Here is a 23,484-nt window from a genome sequence, read left to right as displayed (position 1 = left end):
CATCCGCTATCCGGACACCGCCATGTCGCGAATTATCGCAAGTATGATCGCCGGCCTTGCGGCTATGCTGTGCGCGCCAGCCGCTGCGCAGGAGGACGATCTACCCTATTGGGCCAGCATCGACACGCAGGAGGCGAACATGCGGGTCGGTGCGGGGGAGAAGTTCCCGATCAGCTGGGTCTATCATGCCGAAGGCCTGCCGGTGAAGGTCATCCGGTTCAACCAGGGCTGGCGCTACGTGGAAGAGCCCGACGGCACCCAGGGCTGGATTTCGGCCAGTCTTCTCAGCCGCGACCGGGGCGCCATCGTAACGGGCGAGGGGACCACAGACATCCGGGCAGAACCCACGGGCAGTTCGCGGTTAATGTGGAAAGTCGAACCCGGGGTTATCGGGGCGCTGGGCGAATGCGAGAACGGCTGGTGCGAGTTCGAGGTCAACGGCAGGAGGGGATGGGTCGACTCTGACCGTCTCTGGGGCGATGGCGACCCGTGATCGGTGAAGTACAGACCGTTCGGGGTTAGCTGACCTTCGTCATTGTTGTCGTTGTTCCATCCGGGCCCGTAACGCTTACCGTGCCATCATCCTGCACTTCACCCATGTTGTAGCATTGCTCTTGGTCGGATCCCTGGTCGGTCAGGCAGGTGCCGCGAATGGTATCGTATTCCCAGGTTCCTTCGCGCGTGGCATCGCCGTTGCGTTCGAGAAAACTGCCATCCTCGCTCAGCGTCATCGTCACGCCGCCCCCTTCGTAGGTCCCTGCGGTCGTTACCGGATACTGCGTGGCGTCATTGGCGCTGAGGCCTCCGTCTAGCGCGGTTTCGTCGATCTGCGCCTCCGAAGGCGCGTCGGCATCATTGCCACAAGCGGAGGTAGCAAGCGCGAGTACGGACGCGGCGGTAAGGGCGACGAGTTTGGTCATGACTATCCTTCCGATCTGGTAGTGCCAGACGTGAACGTTCGAGGGATGCGGAAGTATCCGACCTGATACTCTCTCGTCGAAATTACCGGGCCGACCATATTTGGTAGAGTGGTCTCAGGTCATCTCCACCGCGACGGCCGTTGCCTCCCCGCCGCCGATGCACAGCGAAGCGATGCCGCGCTTCTTTCCCTGCTGCTTCAGCGCATTGAGCAAGGTCACGACGATCCGCGTGCCGCTTGCGCCGATGGGGTGCCCCAGGGCCGTGCCGCCCCCGTTGACGTTGATCTTGTCATGCGGAATGCCGATGTCACGCATCGCAAACATCGCGACGCATGCAAACGCCTCGTTGACCTCCCACAGATCGACATCCTCGACGCTCCAGCCGGTTTGCTCGAGCAGTTTCTCGATGGCGCCGACCGGGGCAATGGTGAATTCCTCGGGCGCCTGGGCATGGGCGGTCATTCCGACGATAGTCGCGACCGGGCTGAGACCCTGATCGTCGGCTACGCTCTTGCGCGACAGGACCAGCGCCGCCGCCCCGTCCGAGATCGAGGACGATGTCGCCGCCGTGATCGTACCATCCTTGGCGAAGGCAGGCTTCAACTGCGGTATCTTGTCCGGATTGCCGCGCCCCGGCGCCTCGTCCGTTTCGACTGTCACATCGCCCTTGCGCGACGAGTATGTCACCGGAACGACCTCGTCAGCGAAGGCGCCGCTTTCTATCGCCTCGTTCGCTCGGTTGAGCGAAGTGATGGAATAATCGTCCATTTCTTCCCGGGTGAGCTGATACTTGTCGGCCATATCCTGCGCGAAGGTTCCCATCGCGCGACCTTCCTCGTAGGCGTCTTCCAACCCGTCGAGAAACATGTGATCGTAAGCCGTGTCGTGACCGATCCGCGCGCCTGAACGGTGTTTCTTGAGCAGGTACGGCGCGTTCGTCATGCTTTCCATGCCACCCGCCACGATGATATCCGCGCCGCCGGTCGCGAGAGCTTCGCTACCCATTATCACGGTCTGCATTCCGCTTCCGCAGACCTTGTTGACAGTGGTTGCCTGCGCGCTCTTCGGAAGCCCTGCTTTGATCGCAGCCTGGCGTGCGGGCGCCTGGCCCAGACCCGCGGGCAGCACGCAGCCCATATAGACGCGATCCACGTCGTCTCCCGAAACGCCGGCACGTTCCACCGCCGCCTTGACGACCGTGGCGCCGAGGTCGGTCGCGGAAACATCGGAGAGGGCGCCCTGCATCGACCCCATCGGCGTACGCGCATAGGAGAGGATGACCACCGGATCGGTTTCGTTGAAAGTGCTCATAGCAGGATTGCCTTCCGCGAATTGTAGGACGTGTCTGCCAGCGATGTAGTGCGCGCCCTTGTCGAACGCAAACGAGCGCGCCTGTCGGTTGCGCTTCGGCATCGAGCTACGACATGGGGGTTCCGCTGGCACACCGACGAAGGACCGTCTCATGACCGACGAGGCATCGGAGAAAATGCAGGCGCTGCTCGATGCTCAGCGCAGGGCTTTCATCAATTCACGGCCCGAGCGGCTCGATATTCGTCGCGACCGTATCGAAAGAGCGATCGCGCTGCTGAAGATCAATGCTGAAGCTCTCTGTGCTGCGATGAGCGCGGATTTCGGCAACCGTAGTCCGCTGCAGTCGATGATGACCGACATAGCTGCCACGGTCGGTTTCGGCCGCTACTGCCTGAAGAACCTCGACACGTGGGCCCAGGCGAGCAGCCGCGCTCCGCGGTTTCCGCTACGCCTGCTCGGCGCGAAAGCCGAATTGCGTTTCGAACCGAAGGGCGTGGTAGGAATAATTTCCCCGTGGAACTTCCCCGTCAATCTTACCCTTTCGCCGCTCATGCAGGTTTTCGCCGCCGGCAACCGGGCAATTCTGAAGCCCAGCGAGTTTACCGAGCGAACGAGCGCGCTTATGCAGCGGTTGGTTTCGGAGGCTTTCGACCCGGCGGAACTGACGGTGGTAACGGGCGGGCCGGACGTTGCGGAAGCCTTCACCAAGCTGGCATTCGATCACCTCGTCTACACCGGCTCGAGCGCGGTAGGCCGCAAGGTCATGGCAGCGGCGGCGCAGAACCTCGTGCCGGTGACCCTCGAACTGGGAGGAAAGTCTCCGGCGATCATCGGCCGGGGCGCCGATCTGACGAAAGCCGGCAACCGCATCGCTCTTGGCAAGACGTTGAATGCCGGGCAGATCTGCCTTGCGCCGGACTATCTTCTGGTGCCCGAGCATCTGGAGGACGGTGCGATCGCCGCGTTCGAACTCGGGGTTCGCGACATGTATCCCTCGCTACTCGGCAACGACGATTACGCTTCGATCGTAAGCGACGATCACATTGCACGCCTCAATTCGCTGGTTGCAGACGCACGCGACAAGGGGGCCGAGGTCATCGAGATCAACCCCGCAAGCGAGGACTTTTCTTCAGCCGATTCCCGCAAGATGGCGCCAACCGTGCTGCGCGGGGTGACGAAGGACATGCGGGCGTTGAAGGAAGAGATCTTCGGTCCGATTCTGCCCGTCGTGACGTACCGCGACATCGACGAGGCGATCGCGTTCGTGAACGCAGGTGATCGTCCGTTGGGGTTGTACTATTTTGGCGATGAAAGCGGGGAGCGCGAGCGCGTATTGACCCGCACCTCGTCAGGCGGCGTCACCGTGAACGACACGATTTTCCACCTGACCGTGGACGATCTTCCATTCGGCGGGGTGGGAACGTCAGGTATGGGGTGCTATCACGGAGAGGAAGGCTTTCGCGAATTCAGCCATGCGCGGGGCGTCTATACGCAGGCGAGGGTCGATGTCGCTCGGCTCGCCGGTTTCAAACCCCCGTACGGTAACAGCGCCCGCAAGGCGGCGAGGATGCTGATGAAATAGCGGAACATTGCATGAATAGCCGGTCCGGCCCGCCCTTGCGCCACAACGATGCGAGGCCTAGAGGCGGGGCCAGATACCAGCCCCATAGGGAATCGTAGTGGTCGACCTCACCGAATATTTTCCGATACTGATCTTTCTCGGCATCGCGCTGGGGTTGTCAGCGGCGTTCGTCTTTCTGCCGATGGGCGTTTCCCGGCTCACCGGGACGCACAACCCGCAAGCAAACAAGCTGACCGAGTACGAGTGCGGCTTTCCCGCCTTCGAGGATCCCCGGAGCCAGTTTGACGTGCGCTTCTATCTCGTCGCGATCCTGTTCATCATCTTCGATCTGGAGGCTGCGTTCCTGTTCCCCTGGGCTGTCAGCCTCGATGTTACCGGATGGCCAGGCTGGATTACCATGATGGTGTTCCTAGGCGAACTTGCCATCGGTTTGGCTTACGCATGGAAGAAGGGAGCTCTGGAATGGGAGTGACCGACGACAAGACGCTGGAAATGCCGGGAGAGCCGGCTCTCTATCCCCCCTATCAGGATCAGCCCGGACAGGGCGAATTGCCGACCGCCAGGGGAGGCGAGATCCGCCAGCCCGACGCCGACTATTTCAACGCACTTCAGACGGAGGTGAACGACAAGGGCTTTCTCGTCACGAGCACCGAGGAACTGTTCCAGTGGGCGAGGACGGGCAGCCTCTGGTGGATGACTTTCGGGCTCGCTTGCTGTGCGGTGGAGATGATTCACGTCAATATGCCGCGTTACGACATGGAGCGGTTCGGCGTCGCCCCGCGCGCATCGCCGCGCCAGTCGGACGTGATGATCGTGGCGGGTACCTTGTGCAACAAGATGGCCCCTGCCTTGCGCCGCGTTTACGATCAGATGTCTGACCCGAAATATGTGATTTCGATGGGTAGCTGCGCCAATGGCGGGGGTTATTACCACTACAGCTACTCGGTGGTGCGCGGCTGCGACCGCATCGTGCCGGTGGACATCTACATTCCCGGCTGTCCTCCCACGGCCGAGGCGCTGTTGTATGGCGTGATGCAATTGCAGCGCAAGATCCGGCGTGTCGGCACGGTCGAGCGATGAGGGCGGGGCAATGACGAGGGTATTCCATCCGGCTCCGCGCTTCGCGTCCAACGAAGGCGTTCGCGAGAGGCTGTGTGATGCGCTTGGCGACATGGTGGTCGGCCAGCGCGAAGAGCATGGCGAAATCGTTATCAGCGTCGAACGCGAGCGGATCGAGGATGCGCTGCGATTGCTGCGTGACGAGTACGCGTACCAGCAGCTGGTCGAGATTGCCGGTGTCGACTATCCCGGTCGTCCGGAACGGTTCGAAGTCGTCTACATGCTTCTCAGTCTGACGAAGAACCACCGCGTGATGGTGAAGGTCACAGCGGCCGAAGACACGCCCGTTCCGACCGTTACGACGTTGTGGCCGGTCGCCGGCTGGCTCGAACGCGAAGTGTTCGACATGTACGGCGTCACTTTCGACGGCAATACCGATCTGCGCCGAATCCTCACCGATTACGGCTTCGAAGGACACCCCTTCCGTAAGGACTTCCCCCTGACCGGCTACACCGAGGTGCGCTATTCCGAAGAGGAGAAGCGCGTGGTTTACGAACCGGTTGATCTGGCGCAGGATTTTCGCACGTTCGATTTCATGAGCCCGTGGGAAGGGGCCGACTACGTGCTGCCCGGTGACGAGAAGGTGGCGCAGAACCCGGCGCCTTCGCCGGTCGACGAACCCAAGGTCACTGACAGCCCGAAAAAGACCGGTGCGGGGCCGAAAGCGGACGAGGACGCGGCCGAGACGGTCAGCAACGGCGCTCCCGCGGAAGAGGATACCGGCATCGTTCGTGAAGGGTCTCCCGAACCTACCGAGGATCGCCCGGATCGTCCGGCCCGGGAAGGCGATACCATCGATACGAAGCCTGCCACCGATCCGGACAGGCACGAGGACGGGGGCGCGACATGAGCGGTCCGCTAAGGCTTGTCACGATTCTGGCTTTCAGTGCCGCGACGCTGGCGGCGTGCAATGACGGGGCCGATCCCGAACAGGGACTGGCCATCGCGGATGAGGCGCGCGAGGAAGCGCCCGATGAGACGGGAGTTGCGGTCGATAATATCGCCAGCGAGCGCGTGGAGGGGATCGACGATCCGATACCGGCGCTCGAAGAACTCGGCGATCCGGACGATCTCGACCTCGGCGAGATGGTTGGCGCGTGCTCGTTCGCGTCGAATGACAAGGTGCTCTTCATCGCCGGGTCGGAAGGTAGCGACCGGGCGCGAGGGCGCGGCGTGATACAGATTGCCGGGCGCGACCGCGTGCTGGCCGGAGCCGACATGACCGGCCCCGAAGGCATCATGGATGGCCCGACAATGACTGACGGCGAATACACCGTTACGATCGATCGAGGTTCCGGCGACGGCGAGCGCGTCGGAGCCGAAAGCACACGCTGGCCGGCCGAACTGGTGGTCAGCAAGGATGCGCGCAGCGATGTGCGCTATGCCCCCGGAACATGGACCTGCGGCGTATGACGGACTCCAGCGGACTCACCATAGAAAAGTCGCCCACGACCGAGGGCGACGAGATCACCAACTACACGATCAATTTCGGGCCCCAGCACCCTGCGGCCCACGGCGTGCTGCGCATGGTGATGGAACTCGATGGCGAGATCATCGAGCGGATCGATCCGCATGTCGGCCTGCTTCATCGCGGAACCGAAAAGCTGATCGAGTACAAGACCTACCTCCAGGCGCTGCCGTATTTCGACCGGCTCGACTACTGCTCGCCCCTGTGCATGGAGCACAGCTACGTCCTCGCGATAGAGAAGCTGCTGAACGTCGACGTGCCGATCCGCGCCCAGTACCTGCGCGTGCTGTTCGCGGAGCTGACGCGCATCTGCAACCACATGCTCAATATCGGGGCGCATGTCATGGATGTCGGCGCGATGACGCCGAACCTGTGGGTGTTCGAACTGCGTGAGGACTGCATGAACTTCTTCGAGCGCGTTTCCGGCGCCCGAATGCATGCGGCCTGGTTCCGCCCCGGCGGGGTGCATGAGGACGCGCCACTCAAGCTGCTGACCGACATCGGCGACTGGGTCGACACGCGCCTGCCCGAACTGTTCGGCGACGCGATGAGCCTCGTGACGGACAACCGCATCTTCAAGCAGCGCAACGTCGATATCGCCGTTGTGAGCAAGGAAGACGCGATCCGTTGGGGGTTCTCCGGCCCGATGATCCGCGCCGCCGGAATCCCGTGGGATCTGCGCAAGTCGCAGCCTTACGACGTCTACGACCGGATGGAGTTCGACATCCCCGTCGGCACCAATTCGGACTGCTACGACCGCTTCATGGTGCGCGTGAAGGAAGTTTACGAAAGCGCGAAGATCATCAAGCAGTGCCTCGCCGAGATGCCCGAAGGCCCAATAGCGTCAGATGACCGCAAGGTCGCCCCGCCCAAGCGCGCCGAGATGAAGCAGTCGATGGAAGCGCTGATCCACCACTTCAAGCTGTATACGGAGGGTTTCCACGTACCCGCGGGCGAGGTGTACGTCGCCACCGAAAGCCCCAAGGGCGAATTCGGCGTCTATCTGGTCTCGGACGGGTCGAACAAACCCTACCGATGCAAGATCCGCCCGACCGCGTTCAGCCACCTGCAGGCGATGGATTTCATGTCGAGGGGCCACATGCTGCCCGACGCAACCGCTATCCTCGGTGCGATCGACGTGGTTTTCGGGGAGTGCGACCGGTGAGCGGCCTTTTCGCCCTGATCAGTGCGCGGACCCGATCCTGGCCTCTTTTCGCGCGCCTTGCGGCAGCTACCTGGTTAACCGCCGGACTCGCCTGTTTCATCATCGGCCCGTCGCTCGACGACGTTTCCAGCGGCCCCGCGGCCGCTATCGTGCTGCCCTTCGTTCTATTCGTTCTCGCCGTGATAGTTGCCAACCTGGCAAGGTTCGTCGGCGGTATTGCAGGAGCGCGCACCGATGGCCGCTAGAAATATCGCGCCCGATACGCCCGAACTGCGTCAGCGCTGGGGCGGCTTCGCGTTTACGAAGGAACTGAAGGCCAAGGCTGACTGGCATATCGCCAAATATCCCGACGGTCGCCAGAAAAGCGCGGTGATGCCATTGCTCGACCTCGCGCAAAGGCAGGTCGGGGCGGAGACGAACACGCAAGGCTGGCTGCCGCTGCCGGTGATCGAATACGTCGCCGACTATCTCGATATGCCGGTGATCCGCGTGCTCGAGGTCGCGACCTTCTACACCATGTACAACCTCGTACCCGTCGGGCGCTTTCACGTGCAGGTCTGCGGCACCACGCCGTGCATGCTGCGCGGCTCGGACGATCTGCTCGACGCCTGCTACGCGCGCGGCATGAGGAAGGGCCACACGACCGATGACGGGTTGTGGACCCTCACCGAAGTCGAGTGCATGGGCAATTGCGCCACCGCGCCGATGGTCCAGATCAACGACGACAATTACGAGGACCTGACCGCCGAGCGCCTCGACACCGTGCTCGACGCGCTGGCCGCGGGCGAGGAACCCAGGGCCGGTACGCAGGAGCCTGGCCGTCACACGTCCGAACCCGTTGGCGGTCCGACTACCCTGAAGGAAATGGTCGACGCCAATCACGACTACCGGAGCGAGTGGTGATGTCGTTGCTTCAATCCCGGCATGCAGGGGGCGGATCGCATGGATAGCTCGATCATCACGCTCGTCGTGGCGCTGCTTGCCATCGTCATCGCGTGGAAGTTCCTGAAGGGCGTGATCAAAACGGTGGTGCTCGTCGGCATTCTCGTCGTCGCGGCGCTTGTCGTGTTCGGAGGAGGAATTGGCTGATGCTTTCGCGGCGCAACCGCAAGCTGGCGCGCTATCTCACCTCGATCGGCAGCCTTGGCCTGATCGCGGGCGCCGCCACGGCATATCTTCACCACGCTACGACCGGACAGATACTCATGGGCATCGGCGGCGTCATGCTGGTGCTCGGCGCGCAACTGCTCGCCAACTCACCCACGGGGGACGATGATGCTCGCCGATAAGGATCGGATCTTCACCAATCTCTACGGCTTCCAGGACTGGGGCCTGAAGGCTGCCGAGGCGCGCGGCGACTGGGACGATACAAAGGCGCTGATCGGGCGTGGACACGATGCCATCATAGAAGAGATGAAGGCATCGGGCCTGCGCGGCCGGGGCGGGGCGGGGTTCCCGACCGGGATGAAATGGTCCTTCATGCCGAAGGAATCGAAGGATGGACGTCCCAGCTTCCTGGTCATCAACGCCGACGAATCCGAACCCGGTTCGTGCAAGGACCGCGAGATCATCCGCCATGATCCGCACAAGCTGATCGAGGGCGCGCTGGTCGCGGGTTACGCGATGCGGGCACGCGCCGCCTACATCTACATCCGCGGCGAATATATCCGCGAGGCAGAGACGCTTCAGGCCGCTATCGACGAGGCTTACGATGCCGGGCTGCTGGGCCGGAATGCCAGCGGTTCGGGATACGATTTCGACGTCTACATGCACCGCGGCGCGGGCGCCTACATCTGCGGTGAGGAAACCGCGATGATCGAAAGCCTGGAAGGCAAGAAGGGCCAGCCTCGTCTCAAGCCGCCATTTCCGGCGGGGGCGGGGCTCTACGGCTGCCCGACGACGGTCAACAACGTCGAGAGCATCGCGGTCGTGCCAACCATCCTCAGGCGCGGGGCCAGCTGGTTCTCCAGCTTCGGGCGGGAGGGCAATGCCGGCACGAAGCTGTTTCAGATCAGCGGGCACGTCGAGCGGCCCTGCGTGGTCGAGGAAGCCATGAGCATTCCCTTCCGCGACCTGATCGAAAAACATGCGGGCGGCATCACCGGGGGATGGGACAATCTCCTTGCTGTCATCCCCGGCGGGTCGTCCGTGCCGCTGGTTCCGGCGGAGCAGATCATGGACGCGCCGATGGATTTCGACGGCCTGAAGGAACTGGGCAGCGGCCTTGGCACGGCGGCGGTTATCGTGATGGACAAGTCCACCGACATCGTGCGTGCGATCAGCCGGATCAGCTATTTCTACAAGCACGAGAGTTGCGGCCAGTGCACGCCGTGCCGCGAAGGCACGGGGTGGATGTGGCGGGTGATGGAACGTCTGCGGGAAGGTGAATCGTCGCCCGGCGAGATAGACATGCTTTACGAAGTGACGAAACAGGTGGAGGGCCATACGATCTGCGCGCTCGGCGATGCCGCCGCGTGGCCGATCCAGGGCCTGCTGCGCCATTTCCGCCCGGAACTCGAACGCCGCATCGCGGAACGCGAGGGCGCCGGCCTATCTGGCGCGGCGATGGCGGAGGCGGCAGAGTGACCGTGAAAGCTCTTGAATGTGATCACGTCACGAAGCACCGCGATGGATCGTCCACCGCAGCGCGTCTCTCGGCGTACAAGAAAGCCGGAGCCTATAAGGTGGCGAAGGGCGATAACCGCGTCGAGAATGAGCTTGCGTTGGACACCTTGGACGAAGTTCTTCCCTACATGGGCAAAGGATACATGGTCAGGATGAGAAGTGAGGTTCTCACCATCAGTGGGAGGCGCCGGCGCATCGAGGGGCTTTATGGAGCCGATAAGATTGAGGTCATCCGCTGATGCCTAATGTCACCGTAGACGGCGAACAGATCGAGGTGCCCGATGGCGCCACCGTGCTGCAGGCCTGCGAGATGGCCGGGAAGGAGATCCCGCGCTTCTGCTATCACGAGCGGCTGAGCATTGCCGGCAATTGCCGCATGTGCCTGGTCGAGGTGAAGCCCGGGCCGCCCAAGCCACAGGCGAGTTGCGCGCTGCCGGCGACCGAAGGGCAGGAAATCCGTACCGATACGGAGATGGTCAAGAAGGCGCGCGAGGGGGTGATGGAGTTCCTGCTCATCAACCATCCGCTGGACTGCCCCATCTGCGACCAGGGTGGCGAATGCGACCTGCAGGACCAGGCAATGATGTATGGCCGGGGCGCCACCCGCTACCACGAGAACAAGCGCGCGGTGACCGAGAAATACATGGGTCCGCTGATCAAGACGATCATGACCCGCTGCATCCACTGCACGCGCTGCGTTCGTTTCTCCGAGGAGATCGCCGGCGTGGACGAGATCGGCGCGCTCTACCGCGGCGAGGACATGCAGATCACCACCTATCTCGAACAGGCGGCTCAACATGAATTGTCGGCCAATGTCATCGATCTGTGCCCGGTCGGTGCGCTGACGAGCGGACCTTACGCTTACGAGGCACGGCCGTGGGAGCTGAAGAAGACGCTCGGCATCGACGTTTCCGATGCGGTGGGGTCCAACATCACGGTTCATTCGCGCGGGCGGGAAGTCATGCGCGTGTTGCCGCGCATCAACGACGACGTGAACGAGGAATGGATCTCCGACAAGGCGCGCTATCAGGTTGACGGTCTGACACGCCGCCGGCTCGACAAGGTCTGGATTCGCGGGGCGGACGGCAAGCTGGCGCAGGCTGGCTGGGACGCGGCCTTCGCCGCCATCGCCGAGCGCGCCAGTCAGGGGCGTATCGCCGCGGTCGCGGGCGACATGGTCGATTGCGAGACGATGTTCGCGGCGAAAGCGTTGTTGCAGGTGACCGGTTCCGATCTCGTCGAAAGTCGGCAGACCGGCATGGATTACGACGTATCGAACCTCGCCGGTGTCGCCTTCAACACGACCTTCAACGAAATCGAGAATGCCGACGCCGTCCTCATCGTCGGCAGCCAGGTCCGGCACGAAGCTCCGCTCGTGAACGTTCGGCTGCGCAAGGCGGCGAAGCGCGGTGCGAAGGTGTTCGTTGTCGGCCCGCAATGGGATACGACCTTCCCGGCTGAATTCCTCGGTACCGATATCGCCATTCTCGGCGATCTCCCCCGGACCGTCACGGACGTGTTCGCCAAGGCGTCGCGACCTGCCCTGATCCTCGGCGCAGGCGGCTTCGCCGCCGGCGCACACGGTGCGGCGCTCGGCCTCGTTGACAAGCTCGGCCTCGTGAAGGATTCCGACAGCGTCGGTCTGCCGGGCGGGTGGAACGGCTTCAACGCCCTTCACACCGCGGCGGCACGGATGGGCGCGCTCATGCTCGGCTTCGCCAGCGAGGGTGGCCTTACCGACCTGGCCGAAGCATCGCCTGCGGTAGTTCTGGCGCTGGGGGCGGACGAGGTGGACTACGCGCGCTTCGCCGGTTCGCTCAAAGTCTATATCGGGCATCACGGCGACAAGGGCGCGCACGCGGCGGACATCATCCTGCCCGGCAGCGCATACACCGAAAAGGCCGGAACCTACGTCAACACCGAAGGCCGCGTTCAATTCGCAGACAAGGCGGTCTTCGCACCGGGAGACGCGCGGGAAGACTGGACGATCCTGCGGGCGCTGGCCGATGCGCTGGGCGTCAATGTCGGCTTCGACAGCTTCGACCAGTTGCGCTCCGCGATGGTGGCCGAGATCCCCGCACTGGGCGAGGAGGGGCTGGCCGATTACGGATCGCTACCCTCCGCTCGGTCGGACACGTCGCCCGCGGGTGAGATTGCCTATCCGGTGAGGGATTTCTACCTCACCAACTCCATAGCCCGGGCGAGCCTGGTGATGCAGCGTTGCTCGGATGAACTGGTCCACGGCGGCACCTTGCAGGAGGCGGCGGAATGACCGAGTTTTTCGTTGATCAGGGCATGATCTACGGCTGGGCGCTGGCGCTTTCGGCCATTATCGGCTCCCTCGTCATCGCCTTTCCCCTGATGCTCGCGGTTGCGATCGTCATCTATGTCGACCGCAAGGTATGGGCGGCCATCAATCTCAGGCGCGGACCGAACGTGGTCGGCCCGTTCGGCGTCCTGCAAAGCTTTGCTGACGGGTTGAAGGTTTTCCTGCAGGAAACGATCATTCCGTCGGCGTCGAACAAGGGCATCTTCCTGCTAGCCCCCATCGTCACCTTCACCGTGGCGCTGGCGGCATGGGCGGTCATTCCCTTCGACACCGGGGTCGTGCTTGCGGACATCAATGTCGGGCTGCTCTACATCCTCGCGATAAGTTCGCTCAGCGTCTACGGCGTGACGATGGCGGGCTGGGCATCGAATTCGAAATACCCGTTCTTTTCCGCCATGCGCGCCGCCGCGCAGATGATTTCCTATGAAGTCTCGATCGGTTTCATCCTGATTTGCGTCGTGTTGTTCGCCGGCACGTTCAGCCTGTCGGGCATCGTCGAAGCGCAGCGCGGCTACGGGTTCGGTTTCGTCAACGGGTACTGGTTCAACATTCTGCTGTTTCCCATGTGGGTGATGTTCTTCATCTCCAGTCTCGCGGAAACGCAGCGCGTTCCGTTCGACCTGACCGAGGCGGAGAGCGAGCTGGTAGCCGGATACCAGACGGAGTATTCGTCGATGAGCTTCGCGCTGTTCTGGCTTGGCGAGTACGCCAACATCCTCCTGATGTGTGCGCTCAACACGACGCTGTTCTTCGGTGGTTGGCTACCGCCGGTCGATTGGGCGCCGCTCTACTGGGTACCGGGGATCATCTGGTTCCTTCTCAAGACATTCTTCTTCTTCTTCATGTTCAGCTGGGTGATGGCGACAGTCCCGCGCTACCGGTACGATCAGCTGATGCGCCTTGGATGGAAGGTATTCCTGCCGATCAGTCTGGTGTTCGTGGTGCTCACCTCGGGCTGGCTGATGCTTACTCGCTATGGAGGTGCAGCATGACCGTCGCCCAACTCGTCAAATCCTTCACCCTGTGGGAATTCCTGAAGGCGCATGCCCTCACTCTGAAGTATTTCTTCAAGCCCAAGGTGACGATCAACTACCCCTTCGAAAAGAACCCCCTCAGCCCCCGCTTCCGCGGCGAGCACGCGCTGCGGCGCTATCCCAATGGCGAGGAGCGGTGCATTGCGTGCAAATTGTGCGAGGCGGTGTGCCCGGCGCAGGCCATCACCATCGAGAGCGAACCGCGCTCGGACGGTTCGCGGCGCACGACTCGCTACGACATCGACATGACCAAGTGCATCTTCTGCGGCTTCTGCCAGGAAGCCTGCCCGGTCGATGCCGTGGTCGAGGGGCCGAATTTCGAATATTCGACCGAAACGCGCGAAGAACTGTTATACGACAAGGCGAAGCTGCTGGCGAACGGGGACAAGTGGGAGCGGGCGATCGCCGCGAACCTTGAAGCCGACGCACCGTATCGCTAGGGGGCGCGCGTGACGACAGGGTTCACCATTTTTCCGGCCGGCGGAGCTTGAGCCTGATGCAGGTATTCGCCTTCTACCTTTTTGCCGTACTGGTTGTCGCGTCGGGCGCTTTCACGGTACTCGCGCGCAACCCCGTGCATTCGGTGCTGTGGCTGATCCTTGCGTTCTTCAACGCCGCCGGCCTGATGGTGCTGGTGGGGGCGGAGTTTCTCGCGATGTTGCTGGTCGTCGTCTATGTCGGCGCGGTCGCAGTGCTGTTCCTGTTCGTGGTGATGATGCTGAACATCGATTTCGCCGAACTACGCGCAGGCTTCATGAAAAACGCGCCGCTGGGGTTCGCCATCGCGCTCGTCCTGCTGGCCGAGCTGGTGCTGGGTGTGGGTGCCTACCGCGCCGGGGCGCTGAAGCTCGGAGCCCCGAGCGGGACCGCCGCACCCATCGTCGGGCAGAGCAACATCCAGGATATCGGCATCGTGCTCTACGGGCAGTACCTGTTCCTGTTCGAAACCGCGGGTATCATCCTGCTTGTCGCCATGATCGGGGCGATCGTCCTGACCCATCGCGAGGTTCGCAGCCAGCGGGGCCAGCAGAACATCGCCAAACAGGTTGCGAGAAATCCGAAGGAAGCGACCCGCATGACCCGGCCCACCATTGGCGAGGGAATCGACCTGTGATCGGTATCGAGCATTACATCATCGTCAGTTCGATCCTGTTCGTGCTCGGCGTTCTTGGTATCTTCCTCAACCGCAAGAACATCATCGTCATCCTGATGGCCATCGAGCTCATCCTTCTGGCGGTGAACATCAATTTCGTCGCCTTCAGCGCCTTCCTCGCCGATCTCACGGGGCAGGTGTTCGCCATGTTCGTGCTGACCGTCGCGGCGGGAGAGGCAGCGATCGGTCTGGCCATCCTGGTCATCTATTTCCGTTCGCGCGGCACCATCGCGGTGGACGATGTCAACCGGATGAAGGGGTAGGCGCACGTGATTCAGATCATCGTTTTCGCGCCGCTTCTCGCTGCGCTTGTCGCCGGCCTGTTCGGTCGGGTGATCGGCCATACAGGTGCCAAGCTGGTCACTACCGCAGCGCTGTTCGTGTCCTGCGCGCTGAGCTGGCCGATCTTTCTCGGCTACCTCGGCGGGGATGGCGCCGCGACGATAACTCCGGTCCTGCAATGGGTACAGTCGGGGGACATGCGCTTCGACTGGGCGCTGCGCGTGGACACGCTGACCGCGGTGATGCTGGTCGTCATCACCACGGTTTCGGCGCTGGTCCACCTCTACAGCTGGGGATACATGGACGAGGATCCGGATCAGAGCCGGTTCTTCGCCTACCTTTCGCTGTTCACCTTCGCCATGCTGATGCTGGTGACGGCGGACAACCTCGTTCAGATGTTTTTCGGATGGGAAGGGGTTGGCCTCGCCAGCTACCTGCTGATCGGATTCTGGTACAAGAAGCCGTCCGCAAACGCCGCCGCCATCAAGGCTTTCGTGGTCAACCGGGTCGGTGATCTGGGTTTCATGCTCGGTATCTTCGGGACGTTCCTGGTCTTCCAGACAACGAGCATTCCCGAGATCCTGGGTGCCGCTCCGGCGATGCGGGGTGCGAGCACCATCGGGTTTCTCGGCATGCGGTTCGACACGATGACGGTTCTGTGCCTGCTGCTGTTCGTCGGGGCGATGGGCAAGAGCGCGCAGCTGGGTCTGCATACCTGGCTGCCCGACGCGATGGAGGGGCCGACGCCCGTCTCCGCGCTGATCCATGCGGCCACGATGGTGACCGCGGGCGTGTTCATGGTCTGCCGCCTGTCGCCTATGTTCGAGGCCGCGCCGACCGCGCTAGCCGTGGTCACGGTGGTCGGCGCGGCGACCTGCTTCTTCGCGGCGACCATCGGTACGACGCAGTGGGACATCAAGCGAGTGATTGCCTATTCCACCTGCTCCCAACTGGGATACATGTTCTTCGCCGCCGGTGTTGGCGCCTATGGCGCGGCCATGTTCCATCTGTTCACGCATGCCTTCTTCAAGGCACTGCTGTTTCTGGGAGCGGGCAGTGTCATTCACGCGATGCACCACGAACAGGACATGCGATATTACGGCGGATTGCGGAAAGAGATCCCAGTCACCTTCTGGGCCATGATGGCCGGTACGCTGGCGATCACCGGCGTCGGCGTGTACTGGGTTCATGCGGGCTTCGCCGGGTTCCATTCGAAAGACGCCATCCTCGAAGCGGCCTGGGCAGCGAATGGCAGCTTTTCCAATCTCGCTTTCTGGCTGGGCGCAATCGCCGCCCTCCTCACAAGCTTCTACAGCTGGCGTCTGATGTTCCTGACCTTTTGGGGGAAGCCGCGCTGGGCGGAGAGCGAGCATATACGTCACGCCGTTCGGCACGGTCACGACGAGCCGGAGGATCACAATCCGGCGAAGCAGGAAGATTCCGGCCATTCGGTCGCTCACCCGGTGCCCGAACCCGAGGAACGCGAGGGGACGGCGGGCTACCATCCGCACGAAAGTCCGTGGACGATGCTTGTTCCCCTTGGCGTCTTGAGCCTCGGAGCGATTTTCGCGGGTTTCATCTTCTACCCGGCGTTTCTCGATACCGCGTCCTTCTGGAACGGCTCTATCGCGTATAACGAGCATTTCATGCACTCGCTCCACGATGCGGAGGTGGTTCCGGTGCTGGTCAAGCTGTCGGCAACCATCGCCATGCTGACTGGCCTGTTCTTCGCCTGGCTCGCCTACATGAAAAGTACGGACCTGCCCGAGCAGACGGCGGAGCAACTCGGTCCCATCTATCGCTTCGTTCTCAACAAGTGGTATTTCGACGAGTTGTACAATTTCCTATTCGTCCGGCCGGCGTTCTGGCTCGGTCGCCTGTTCTGGAAGAAGGGAGACGAGGGCACGATCAACCGGTTCGGACCGGACGGGGCCGCCTGGCTCGTGTCGGAGGGTGCCGGTCTCGCAAAGCGGGTGCAGTCAGGATATCTCACGAGTTACGCCCTGATTATGCTGCTGGGCCTTGTTGCCGCCATCACCTGGGTGCTTTTCTGATGGGCGGTTTTCCGATCCTCTCGATCATGCTGCTCGTTCCGCTCGTCGGAGCGATCGCCTGCCTGTTCCTCCGCCCCGAGGCCGCGCGGCTTGTGGCCCTGTCCACGACGCTGGCGAACCTCGTGCTGGGCATCGTGCTGTGGGCGAATTACGACATCGGCGGCGCACAATGGCAATTCACCGAGCGAGCCGAGATATTTTCCGGTTTCGAATATGCCCTCGGCATAGACGGAATTGCTCTCATGCTCATCATGCTCAGCGTGTTCCTCATGCCGGTCTGCATCGGTGCGAGCTGGCGGGCGATCACGTCGCGGGTTGGCGAGTACATGGCCGCCTTCCTGCTGATGGAAGTGCTGATGATCGGCGTTTTCGCCGCGCAGGATCTGTTCCTGTTCTACATCTTCTTCGAGGCCGGACTCATTCCGATGTATCTCATCATCGGCGTGTGGGGCGGGGACAACCGGATCTACGCCAGCTACAAGTTCTTCCTCTACACCCTGCTCGGCTCGGTCCTGATGCTGATCGCCATGCTATGGATGGCGAACGAGGCAGGCACGACTTCCGTGCCCGTGCTGATGCAGTACGATTTTCCCGCCGCGGCGCAGACCTGGTTGTGGCTGGCCTTCTTCGCCAGTTTCGCGGTGAAGATGCCGATGTGGCCGGTGCACACATGGCTGCCCGACGCGCATGTGCAGGCACCCACGGCAGGATCGGTCATCCTCGCGGGCGTGCTTCTGAAACTGGGCGGATACGGGTTCATCCGCTTCAGCCTCCCGATGTTCCCGGATGCGAGCGCGCAGTTCGCATGGCTCATATGGGGGCTGAGCATGGTAGCTGTTGTGGCGACCAGCCTGATCGCACTGGTGCAGCACGACATGAAGAAACTGATCGCCTATTCGTCCGTGGCGCACATGGCCATCGTCACGGTCGGCCTGTTCGCTTTCAACGTCCAGGGGCTCGAAGGCGCGATGATGATCATGCTTGGCCACGGTCTTGTGTCGGGCGCGCTGTTCCTTTGTGTCGGCGTGATCTACGACCGGCTGCATACGCGCGAAATCAGCCGGTATGGCGGACTTGCCATCAACATGCCGGCTTACGCCACCTTGTTCCTGCTATTCACGATGGCCAGCATCGGACTGCCCGGCACAAGCAATTTCGTCGGCGAATTCCTCTCACTCGTCGGTATCTATCAGGCGAACAGCTGGGTCGCCTTCGTCTCCACGACCGGAATCATCCTGGGCGCGGCCTATATGCTCTATCTCTATCGGCGCGTCGCGTTCGGTGGTCAGACGAACGCGGACGCGGCTGCCATGCCCGATCTCGACCGACGCGAATATCTGCTGCTCGCCCCGATCGCAGCGGTGGTCCTGTGGATGGGGATCTATCCCGAAAGTTTCCTTGCCCCGATGCGTAACGATATCCAGTTGCTAGATGCCCGCCTCGCAGACGCTGCGCCGGCCGGCGACGCACGTCTGACGATTGCCGATGCGGCCCCACCTGTCGCACCCGGCGCCGAAGACGGGGGTGCCCACTGATGGATTACGGCAATTCCCTGTCGCTGGTCGCACCAGAAATCGTCCTGTCGCTGTCGGGTCTGGTCCTCCTGCTCATTGCCGCGTGGGGCGGAGAGAAGTCGTCGAGACTTGTCTCGATCCTGACCTGCGTCGCTCTCGGCGCGGCGTTCGCTCTCGTCACCCCGACGGCCGTCACCGGGTCTTCCGGTCCCGATACCGTGGCGTTCGGTGGCCAGTTCCGGGCCGATGCCTTCGCGGCGGTGGCGAAATGGATGATCTACGCGGCCAGCATCGCCGTGCTCGTGATAGCCCCCCGGTTCTTCGATCGCCTTCGGGCCATGCGCCCCGAATATCCGGTCCTGATTCTGTTTGCTGCGCTGGGCATGGGGGTCATGGTGTCGGCCGCGGACCTGCTGACGCTGTATATCGGCCTCGAACTGAATTCGCTGTCCGCCTACGTCCTGGCCGCCTTTCTCCGCGATGACGAACGGAGCGCCGAGGCAGGGCTGAAGTATTTCGTTCTCGGAGCGCTCGCCAGCGGCATCCTGCTGTTCGGGATGAGCCTGACCTACGGCTTTACCGGTACGACCAGTTTCGAAGGCATCAAGCTTGCCGTTACGGGCGACCTGAACACCGGGATGCTGTTCGGGCTGACGTTCGTGCTGGCGGGGCTCGCGTTCAAGATCAGCGCGGTGCCCTTCCATATGTGGACCCCCGATGTTTACGAAGGCGCGCCAACCCCCACGACGATGTTCTTCGCCACCGCACCCAAGGTCGCTGCCATCGCGCTGACCGCGCGGGTGGCCATCGAGGCCTTCGGTACCCAGGCCGATGCCTGGCGTCAGGTTGTTATCTTTGCTGCCCTTGCCTCGATTGTCGTGGGCGCTCTGGGGGCCATCGGGCAGAGCAACGTCAAGCGGCTACTGGCCTATTCCTCGATCAACAATGTCGGCTTCATCCTCATCGGTCTGGCCGCCGGAACCGTCACCGGCGCGAGTGCGATGTTGATCTATCTGGCCATCTATGTCGCGATGACCGTGGGCAGTTTCGTCGCCGTTCTGCTGATGCGCGGCGCTGACGGCAATCCCGTCGAGGGCATTGCCGACCTTGCCGGTCTCTCCACTACGCGCCCCGCGCTCGCCTGGTGCCTTGCCGCGCTGATGTTCAGCCTCGCCGGCATCCCGCCATTCCTGGGCTTCTGGGCCAAGCTGGTGGTGTTCCAGGCCGCGGTCGAGGCGAACCTACTGGCGCTCGCAGTCATCGGCATTGCGGCGAGCGTCATCGGAGCCTTCTACTACATCAAGATCGTCAAGGTGATGTTCTTCGACGAGGCGGCAGGTACGCTGACCGGCAGGGGCGACACGGCTCATTGGGTCGTCCTCGCCGTTTCCACGATACTGATATCGCCGTTCGGTTTTCTTCTGACGCCCTGGTTGGGCAGGGTGGCCGACATGGCCGCGGCCTCGCTGTTGCCGGTGATTTGATCGAAACGATTTCCAGGACCGCATCGACCAATACGTTGCTCGCTGAACGGTTGCGCGCAGGCGGAACTGTGCGTGAAGGCCATTGGCTGCGCGCTGTCGAGCAAACCTGTGGAAAGGGCAGGGCAGGGCGCAGCTGGTCGAGCGCGCCGGGAAACCTGTATTGTTCCACGGTCGTCGGCGTGCAAACCGGCGATCCGCTACCGCAAACGCTGTCCCTTGTCGCCGGACTGGGCGTTCATGATTTGCTGCGCGAGGCGTTGTCGCAAACCGTACCGGGTAGCGACGCAGGGCGCTGGCTCAAATGGCCGAACGACGTCTTGATCGGCGGGGCGAAGGTTGCGGGGATCCTGTGTGAAAGGGTTCTCGATACGGTCATCGTGGGGATAGGCGTCAATGTCGCCAGCCCGCCCGCCTCATTGCACCGACCGACGACCTCGATCGCCGCCGTCACGGGTAGCCCCAACCCGAATGCCGCCGAGGTGCTGGAAACACTTGCGCCCTGTTTTGCCAGGCGGTTGCACCGCTGGCGGACCGAGCCCTTGCGGGAGACGCTGTCGGAATGGGAAAGCCGGGCTCATCCTCGGGGCGCGCGTCTCACCGTTCACGATGGACCCGGCCACCGCATCTCGGGCCGTTTCGGGGGTCTTGCGGAAGACGGATCGCTTCGCCTTCTCTTGGATGACGGCAGCGTTCATGCCATCCACGCAGGCGACGTCGAATGGGAGACACGGTGATGCTGCTGGCGGTGGACGTAGGCAATACCAACGTGGTCTTCGCGTTGATCCAAGCATCGAATATCCGCGCCCGCTGGCGCATCGCCACCGATCCCCGGCGCACGGGGGACGAGTATGCGGTCTGGTTGTTTCAGCTGCTGGCGATGGAAGGCGTTCACCGCAGCGCCATCGATGCGATCATCATATCCAGCGTCGTTCCACGCGCACGTCACAACCTCACGGTACTCGCGCAGAAATATTTCGAGGTCGATCCGCATTTCGCCGGCGAAGGAGCCGGGGGCTGGGGCATCGCCATAGACGTCGAGGAACCCCGCTCCCTGGGGGCGGATCGCGCCGTGAACGCCATCGCGGCACACGCCGATCACCGCGGCGACCTCATCGTAATCGATTTCGGCACGGCCACCACCTTCGATGTCGTCGACTACAGCGGTACCTACAAGGGCGGAATCATCGCGCCGGGCATCAACCTTTCGCTCGATGCCCTGGTCAACCAGGCAGCCAAGCTTCCGCGCATTGCAATCGAGAAGCCCCGCACCAGATCGGTGGTCGGTCGCAATACTGAAGACCAGATGGCGATCGGCGTCTTCTGGGGCTACGTCGCGCTGATGGAGGGTCTGATCGCCCGTCTACGCGCGGAAATCGGACGCCCGGCGAAGGTCGTGGCAACCGGCGGTCTTGCGCTGCTGTTTGACGAACACACCGAGATCTTCGACGCGGTCGATACGGACCTGACGTTGAAGGGTCTCGCTATCCTCGCCGGAAAGGCGAAAGGCTGAATGAAGAAGAATTTGCAACCCGAAGACGAATTGCTGTTCCTCGCTCTCGGCGGGTCGGGCGAGATTGGGATGAACGTCAACCTGTACGGGTGCCGTGGCAAGTGGCTGATGGTCGATCTGGGCATGAGCTTCGGATCGAACGAATACCCGGGCACCGAACTGATGTTCGCCGATCCCGAATTCATCGAGGAGCGTGTGGACGATCTGCTCGGCATAGTGCTTACCCATGCACACGAGGATCATATCGGCGCGATACCGTATTTCGCCGCCGATTTCGGCGTCCCGCTCTATGCCACACCCTTCACGGCGGACCTCATTCGTCGCAAGCTGGACGAGGCCGGCCTCACGCGCGAAGTCGAACTCAATGTCATCGAGGACGATCATGGCTCGTTCGAGCTTGGTCCCTTCACGATAACGTACATTCCCCTTGCGCACTCCATTGCAGAGGGGAACGCTCTGCTCATCGACACGCCCCACGGCCGCGTTTTCCATACCGGCGACTGGAAGCTCGATGACGAGCCGCAGATAGGCTCACCCACCACCGAAAACGAACTCGCAGAGATTGGCGACGAAGGCGTGCTGGCGCTCGTCTGCGATTCGACCAATGTCTTCAATCCCGTGCCGTCGGGCAGCGAGGGCGCGGTCTATCGGGGTCTGCTGGAAGAAGTGCAGCGCCACGCGGGCAAGCGCGTGCTCGTGACGACCTTCGCCTCCAATGTGGCCCGGCTCAAGACACTGGGCGCGGTGGCGGACCATACCAACCGCCGGCTGTGCGTCGCGGGCCGTTCGCTCGACCGGATGATCGAGGTGTCGAAGGCGAATGGCTATCTCGACGACTTTCCCCAGACGGTCGATTTCGATAGCGCGATGCGCTTGCCCCGCGGCGAAATCATGATCGTCGCGACCGGCGGGCAGGGCGAACCGCGGGCTGCGCTCTCGCGAATTGCGGAGAAAAATCATCCGCTCGACCTGGAAGAAGGGGACGTTATCCTGTTTTCGAGCCGCCAGATCCCGGGCAATGAATTGTCCATCGGCAGGGTGCAGAACATGCTCGCCGAGCGCGGCATTACCATGGTGACCGATCGCCAGAGCGAGATCCATGTTTCCGGCCATCCCGGGCGCCCCGAACTCGAAGCGCTCTATGGCTGGCTGCGCCCCGACATCCTCGTTCCGGTCCACGGCGAGATGCGTCACATGACCGAACAGGCGCGCCTGGGCGAAGCGGCGGGGATTGGTAGCACCATCGTCCAGAAGAACGGCGATATCGTGCGACTGGCTCCCGGAAGACCGGAAGTGCTGGCTCAGATTTATACCGGGCGCCTGGTTCTGGACGGCGACATCATCGTGCCCGCCGATGGAGAAGCCGTAACCGCGCGACGGAGGTTGTCACGCGATGGCCTGGTCATCGTAGTGCTGGATGCGCGTGGCGCCGTTCATATCGAGAGCATGGGCCTGCCCCTGGACGAGGATCACGATGATTTCATCGCCGAGGCCACGGAAGACGTTTCGGCCGCGCTGAGCAAGCTGAAGGGCGCTCGGCGGAAAGATCCCGAGGTCGTTCACGAGGCTGCGCGGCTTGCCGCTCGCCGCGCGGCGCAACGTTGGTCTGGCAAGAAGCCGCAGACCAGAATTGTCATGTTGGACGGCTGAACAGCGTCATGCAATGGACTTCCATTCTCGCGATCTATGCGCTGCTTTGGGTCATGTGCGCCTTCATTCTCCTGCCGGTGGGTATTCGCACTGCCAGCGAACACGATGTCGAGATGGTGCCCGGGCAGGCGGATAGCGCGCCCATCAACTTTCGCCCCGGCCGCCTGATGCTGCGCGCCAGCGTCCTGGCAGCCGTGCTTTGCGCATTGTACGTCGCGAATTACACGTATGGGTGGGTCACGCTGCAAGACATCGATCTGTTCGGAACGGCCACCGCTTGACAA

The 23,484-nt window shown here is 62.5% G+C and carries 27 protein-coding genes; 25 read left to right on the top strand and 2 right to left on the bottom strand.

From position 1 onward, the window contains the following. The first annotated feature begins 22 nt into the window (after positions 1-22). Positions 23-493, top strand: coding sequence for an SH3 domain-containing protein (locus tag EG799_RS01135; RefSeq protein WP_123877800.1), 471 nt, complete (start codon positions 23-25; stop codon positions 491-493). 25 nt (positions 494-518) lie between these two features. Here the strand turns inward: EG799_RS01135 and EG799_RS01130 are convergent, their stop codons facing one another. Together EG799_RS01130 and EG799_RS01125 are read right to left on the bottom strand one after the other, a co-directional pair. Next, positions 519-920: a hypothetical protein gene (locus tag EG799_RS01130; RefSeq protein WP_123877798.1), complete on the bottom strand. Its 402-nt coding sequence runs from the start codon at positions 918-920 to the stop codon at positions 519-521. A 114-nt stretch (positions 921-1,034) separates the two neighbouring features. Further along, positions 1,035-2,231, bottom strand: coding sequence for a thiolase family protein (locus EG799_RS01125; protein ID WP_123877796.1), 1,197 nt, complete (start codon positions 2,229-2,231; stop codon positions 1,035-1,037). 151 nt (positions 2,232-2,382) lie between these two features. Between EG799_RS01125 and EG799_RS01120 the strand changes: the two genes are divergently transcribed. The 24 genes from EG799_RS01120 (at position 2,383) to EG799_RS01010 (ending at position 23,481) form a co-directional block, all read left to right on the top strand. Further along, the gene (locus EG799_RS01120; RefSeq protein ID WP_181950860.1) at positions 2,383-3,813 is read left to right on the top strand and encodes a coniferyl aldehyde dehydrogenase; all 1,431 of its coding nucleotides are present in this window, start codon (positions 2,383-2,385) and stop codon (positions 3,811-3,813) included. Positions 3,814-3,910: 97 nt separating this feature from the next. Then, entirely contained in the window at positions 3,911-4,285 is a 375-nt protein-coding gene (locus EG799_RS01115; RefSeq protein ID WP_123877794.1) for an NADH-quinone oxidoreductase subunit A, read from the top strand. Positions 4,286-4,305: 20 nt separating this feature from the next. Beyond that, positions 4,306-4,893 (top strand): NuoB/complex I 20 kDa subunit family protein, encoded by a 588-nt coding sequence (locus EG799_RS01110; protein WP_234029171.1) that lies wholly within the window; start codon positions 4,306-4,308, stop codon positions 4,891-4,893. 10 nt (positions 4,894-4,903) lie between these two features. Beyond that, positions 4,904-5,782, top strand: coding sequence for an NADH-quinone oxidoreductase subunit C (locus tag EG799_RS01105; RefSeq protein WP_123877792.1), 879 nt, complete (start codon positions 4,904-4,906; stop codon positions 5,780-5,782). Further along, on the top strand, positions 5,779-6,345 hold the full coding sequence (locus EG799_RS01100) for a hypothetical protein (RefSeq protein ID WP_123877790.1): 567 nt from the start codon (positions 5,779-5,781) through the stop codon (positions 6,343-6,345). Before EG799_RS01105 ends, EG799_RS01100 begins: the two co-directional genes overlap by 4 nt. Further along, a complete protein-coding gene (locus tag EG799_RS01095) occupies positions 6,342-7,565 on the top strand; it encodes an NADH-quinone oxidoreductase subunit D (protein WP_123877788.1) in 1,224 nt (407 codons plus the stop codon). Before EG799_RS01100 ends, EG799_RS01095 begins: the two co-directional genes overlap by 4 nt. Then, positions 7,562-7,810: a hypothetical protein gene (locus tag EG799_RS01090; protein WP_123877786.1), complete on the top strand. Its 249-nt coding sequence runs from the start codon at positions 7,562-7,564 to the stop codon at positions 7,808-7,810. Before EG799_RS01095 ends, EG799_RS01090 begins: the two co-directional genes overlap by 4 nt. Continuing rightward, entirely contained in the window at positions 7,800-8,468 is a 669-nt protein-coding gene (gene nuoE, locus EG799_RS01085; RefSeq protein ID WP_123877785.1) for an NADH-quinone oxidoreductase subunit NuoE, read from the top strand. The genes EG799_RS01090 and nuoE overlap by 11 nt, the downstream gene beginning before the upstream one ends. Positions 8,469-8,507: 39 nt before the next feature. Continuing rightward, positions 8,508-8,654, top strand: a complete 147-nt coding sequence (locus tag EG799_RS14060; protein ID WP_181950859.1) for a hypothetical protein — start codon at positions 8,508-8,510, stop codon at positions 8,652-8,654. Beyond that, positions 8,654-8,854: a hypothetical protein gene (locus EG799_RS01080; RefSeq protein ID WP_123877783.1), complete on the top strand. Its 201-nt coding sequence runs from the start codon at positions 8,654-8,656 to the stop codon at positions 8,852-8,854. Before EG799_RS14060 ends, EG799_RS01080 begins: the two co-directional genes overlap by 1 nt. Further along, a complete protein-coding gene (gene nuoF / locus EG799_RS01075) occupies positions 8,841-10,151 on the top strand; it encodes an NADH-quinone oxidoreductase subunit NuoF (RefSeq protein WP_123882548.1) in 1,311 nt (436 codons plus the stop codon). The genes EG799_RS01080 and nuoF overlap by 14 nt, the downstream gene beginning before the upstream one ends. Continuing rightward, positions 10,148-10,429 (top strand): hypothetical protein, encoded by a 282-nt coding sequence (locus EG799_RS01070; RefSeq protein ID WP_123877781.1) that lies wholly within the window; start codon positions 10,148-10,150, stop codon positions 10,427-10,429. The genes nuoF and EG799_RS01070 overlap by 4 nt, the downstream gene beginning before the upstream one ends. Beyond that, positions 10,429-12,462, top strand: a complete 2,034-nt coding sequence (gene nuoG, locus EG799_RS01065; protein ID WP_123877779.1) for an NADH-quinone oxidoreductase subunit NuoG — start codon at positions 10,429-10,431, stop codon at positions 12,460-12,462. The genes EG799_RS01070 and nuoG overlap by 1 nt, the downstream gene beginning before the upstream one ends. After that, positions 12,459-13,511, top strand: coding sequence for an NADH-quinone oxidoreductase subunit NuoH (gene nuoH / locus EG799_RS01060; protein ID WP_123877777.1), 1,053 nt, complete (start codon positions 12,459-12,461; stop codon positions 13,509-13,511). Before nuoG ends, nuoH begins: the two co-directional genes overlap by 4 nt. Next, positions 13,508-13,993, top strand: coding sequence for an NADH-quinone oxidoreductase subunit NuoI (nuoI, locus tag EG799_RS01055; protein WP_123877775.1), 486 nt, complete (start codon positions 13,508-13,510; stop codon positions 13,991-13,993). Before nuoH ends, nuoI begins: the two co-directional genes overlap by 4 nt. A gap of 53 nt (positions 13,994-14,046) precedes the next feature. Then, positions 14,047-14,667 carry an NADH-quinone oxidoreductase subunit J gene (locus tag EG799_RS01050; RefSeq protein ID WP_123882546.1) on the top strand — a complete coding sequence of 207 codons (621 nt, stop codon included), beginning with the start codon at positions 14,047-14,049 and terminating at the stop codon, positions 14,665-14,667. Further along, positions 14,664-14,969, top strand: coding sequence for an NADH-quinone oxidoreductase subunit NuoK (gene nuoK / locus EG799_RS01045; RefSeq protein ID WP_123877773.1), 306 nt, complete (start codon positions 14,664-14,666; stop codon positions 14,967-14,969). Before EG799_RS01050 ends, nuoK begins: the two co-directional genes overlap by 4 nt. Positions 14,970-14,975: 6 nt before the next feature. After that, the gene (gene nuoL, locus EG799_RS01040; RefSeq protein WP_123877771.1) at positions 14,976-17,042 is read left to right on the top strand and encodes an NADH-quinone oxidoreductase subunit L; all 2,067 of its coding nucleotides are present in this window, start codon (positions 14,976-14,978) and stop codon (positions 17,040-17,042) included. Continuing rightward, a complete protein-coding gene (locus EG799_RS01035; protein WP_123877769.1) occupies positions 17,042-18,577 on the top strand; it encodes an NADH-quinone oxidoreductase subunit M in 1,536 nt (511 codons plus the stop codon). The genes nuoL and EG799_RS01035 overlap by 1 nt, the downstream gene beginning before the upstream one ends. Next, positions 18,577-20,040, top strand: a complete 1,464-nt coding sequence (gene nuoN / locus EG799_RS01030) for an NADH-quinone oxidoreductase subunit NuoN (protein ID WP_123877767.1) — start codon at positions 18,577-18,579, stop codon at positions 20,038-20,040. The genes EG799_RS01035 and nuoN overlap by 1 nt, the downstream gene beginning before the upstream one ends. Then, positions 20,037-20,774 (top strand): biotin--[acetyl-CoA-carboxylase] ligase, encoded by a 738-nt coding sequence (locus tag EG799_RS01025; protein ID WP_123877765.1) that lies wholly within the window; start codon positions 20,037-20,039, stop codon positions 20,772-20,774. Before nuoN ends, EG799_RS01025 begins: the two co-directional genes overlap by 4 nt. Beyond that, a complete protein-coding gene (locus EG799_RS01020; protein ID WP_123882543.1) occupies positions 20,774-21,550 on the top strand; it encodes a type III pantothenate kinase in 777 nt (258 codons plus the stop codon). The genes EG799_RS01025 and EG799_RS01020 overlap by 1 nt, the downstream gene beginning before the upstream one ends. Beyond that, a complete protein-coding gene (locus tag EG799_RS01015) occupies positions 21,551-23,200 on the top strand; it encodes a ribonuclease J (RefSeq protein ID WP_181950858.1) in 1,650 nt (549 codons plus the stop codon). 8 nt (positions 23,201-23,208) lie between these two features. After that, positions 23,209-23,481 (top strand): DUF1467 family protein, encoded by a 273-nt coding sequence (locus EG799_RS01010; RefSeq protein WP_123877763.1) that lies wholly within the window; start codon positions 23,209-23,211, stop codon positions 23,479-23,481. Positions 23,482-23,484 lie beyond the last annotated feature (3 nt).

Source organism: Aurantiacibacter spongiae (assembly GCF_003815535.1).
GTDB lineage: Bacteria > Pseudomonadota > Alphaproteobacteria > Sphingomonadales > Sphingomonadaceae > Alteraurantiacibacter > Alteraurantiacibacter spongiae.
The sequence above is the reverse complement of the archived record's forward strand: the minus strand, read 5'-3'. Positions and strand labels throughout refer to the sequence as shown.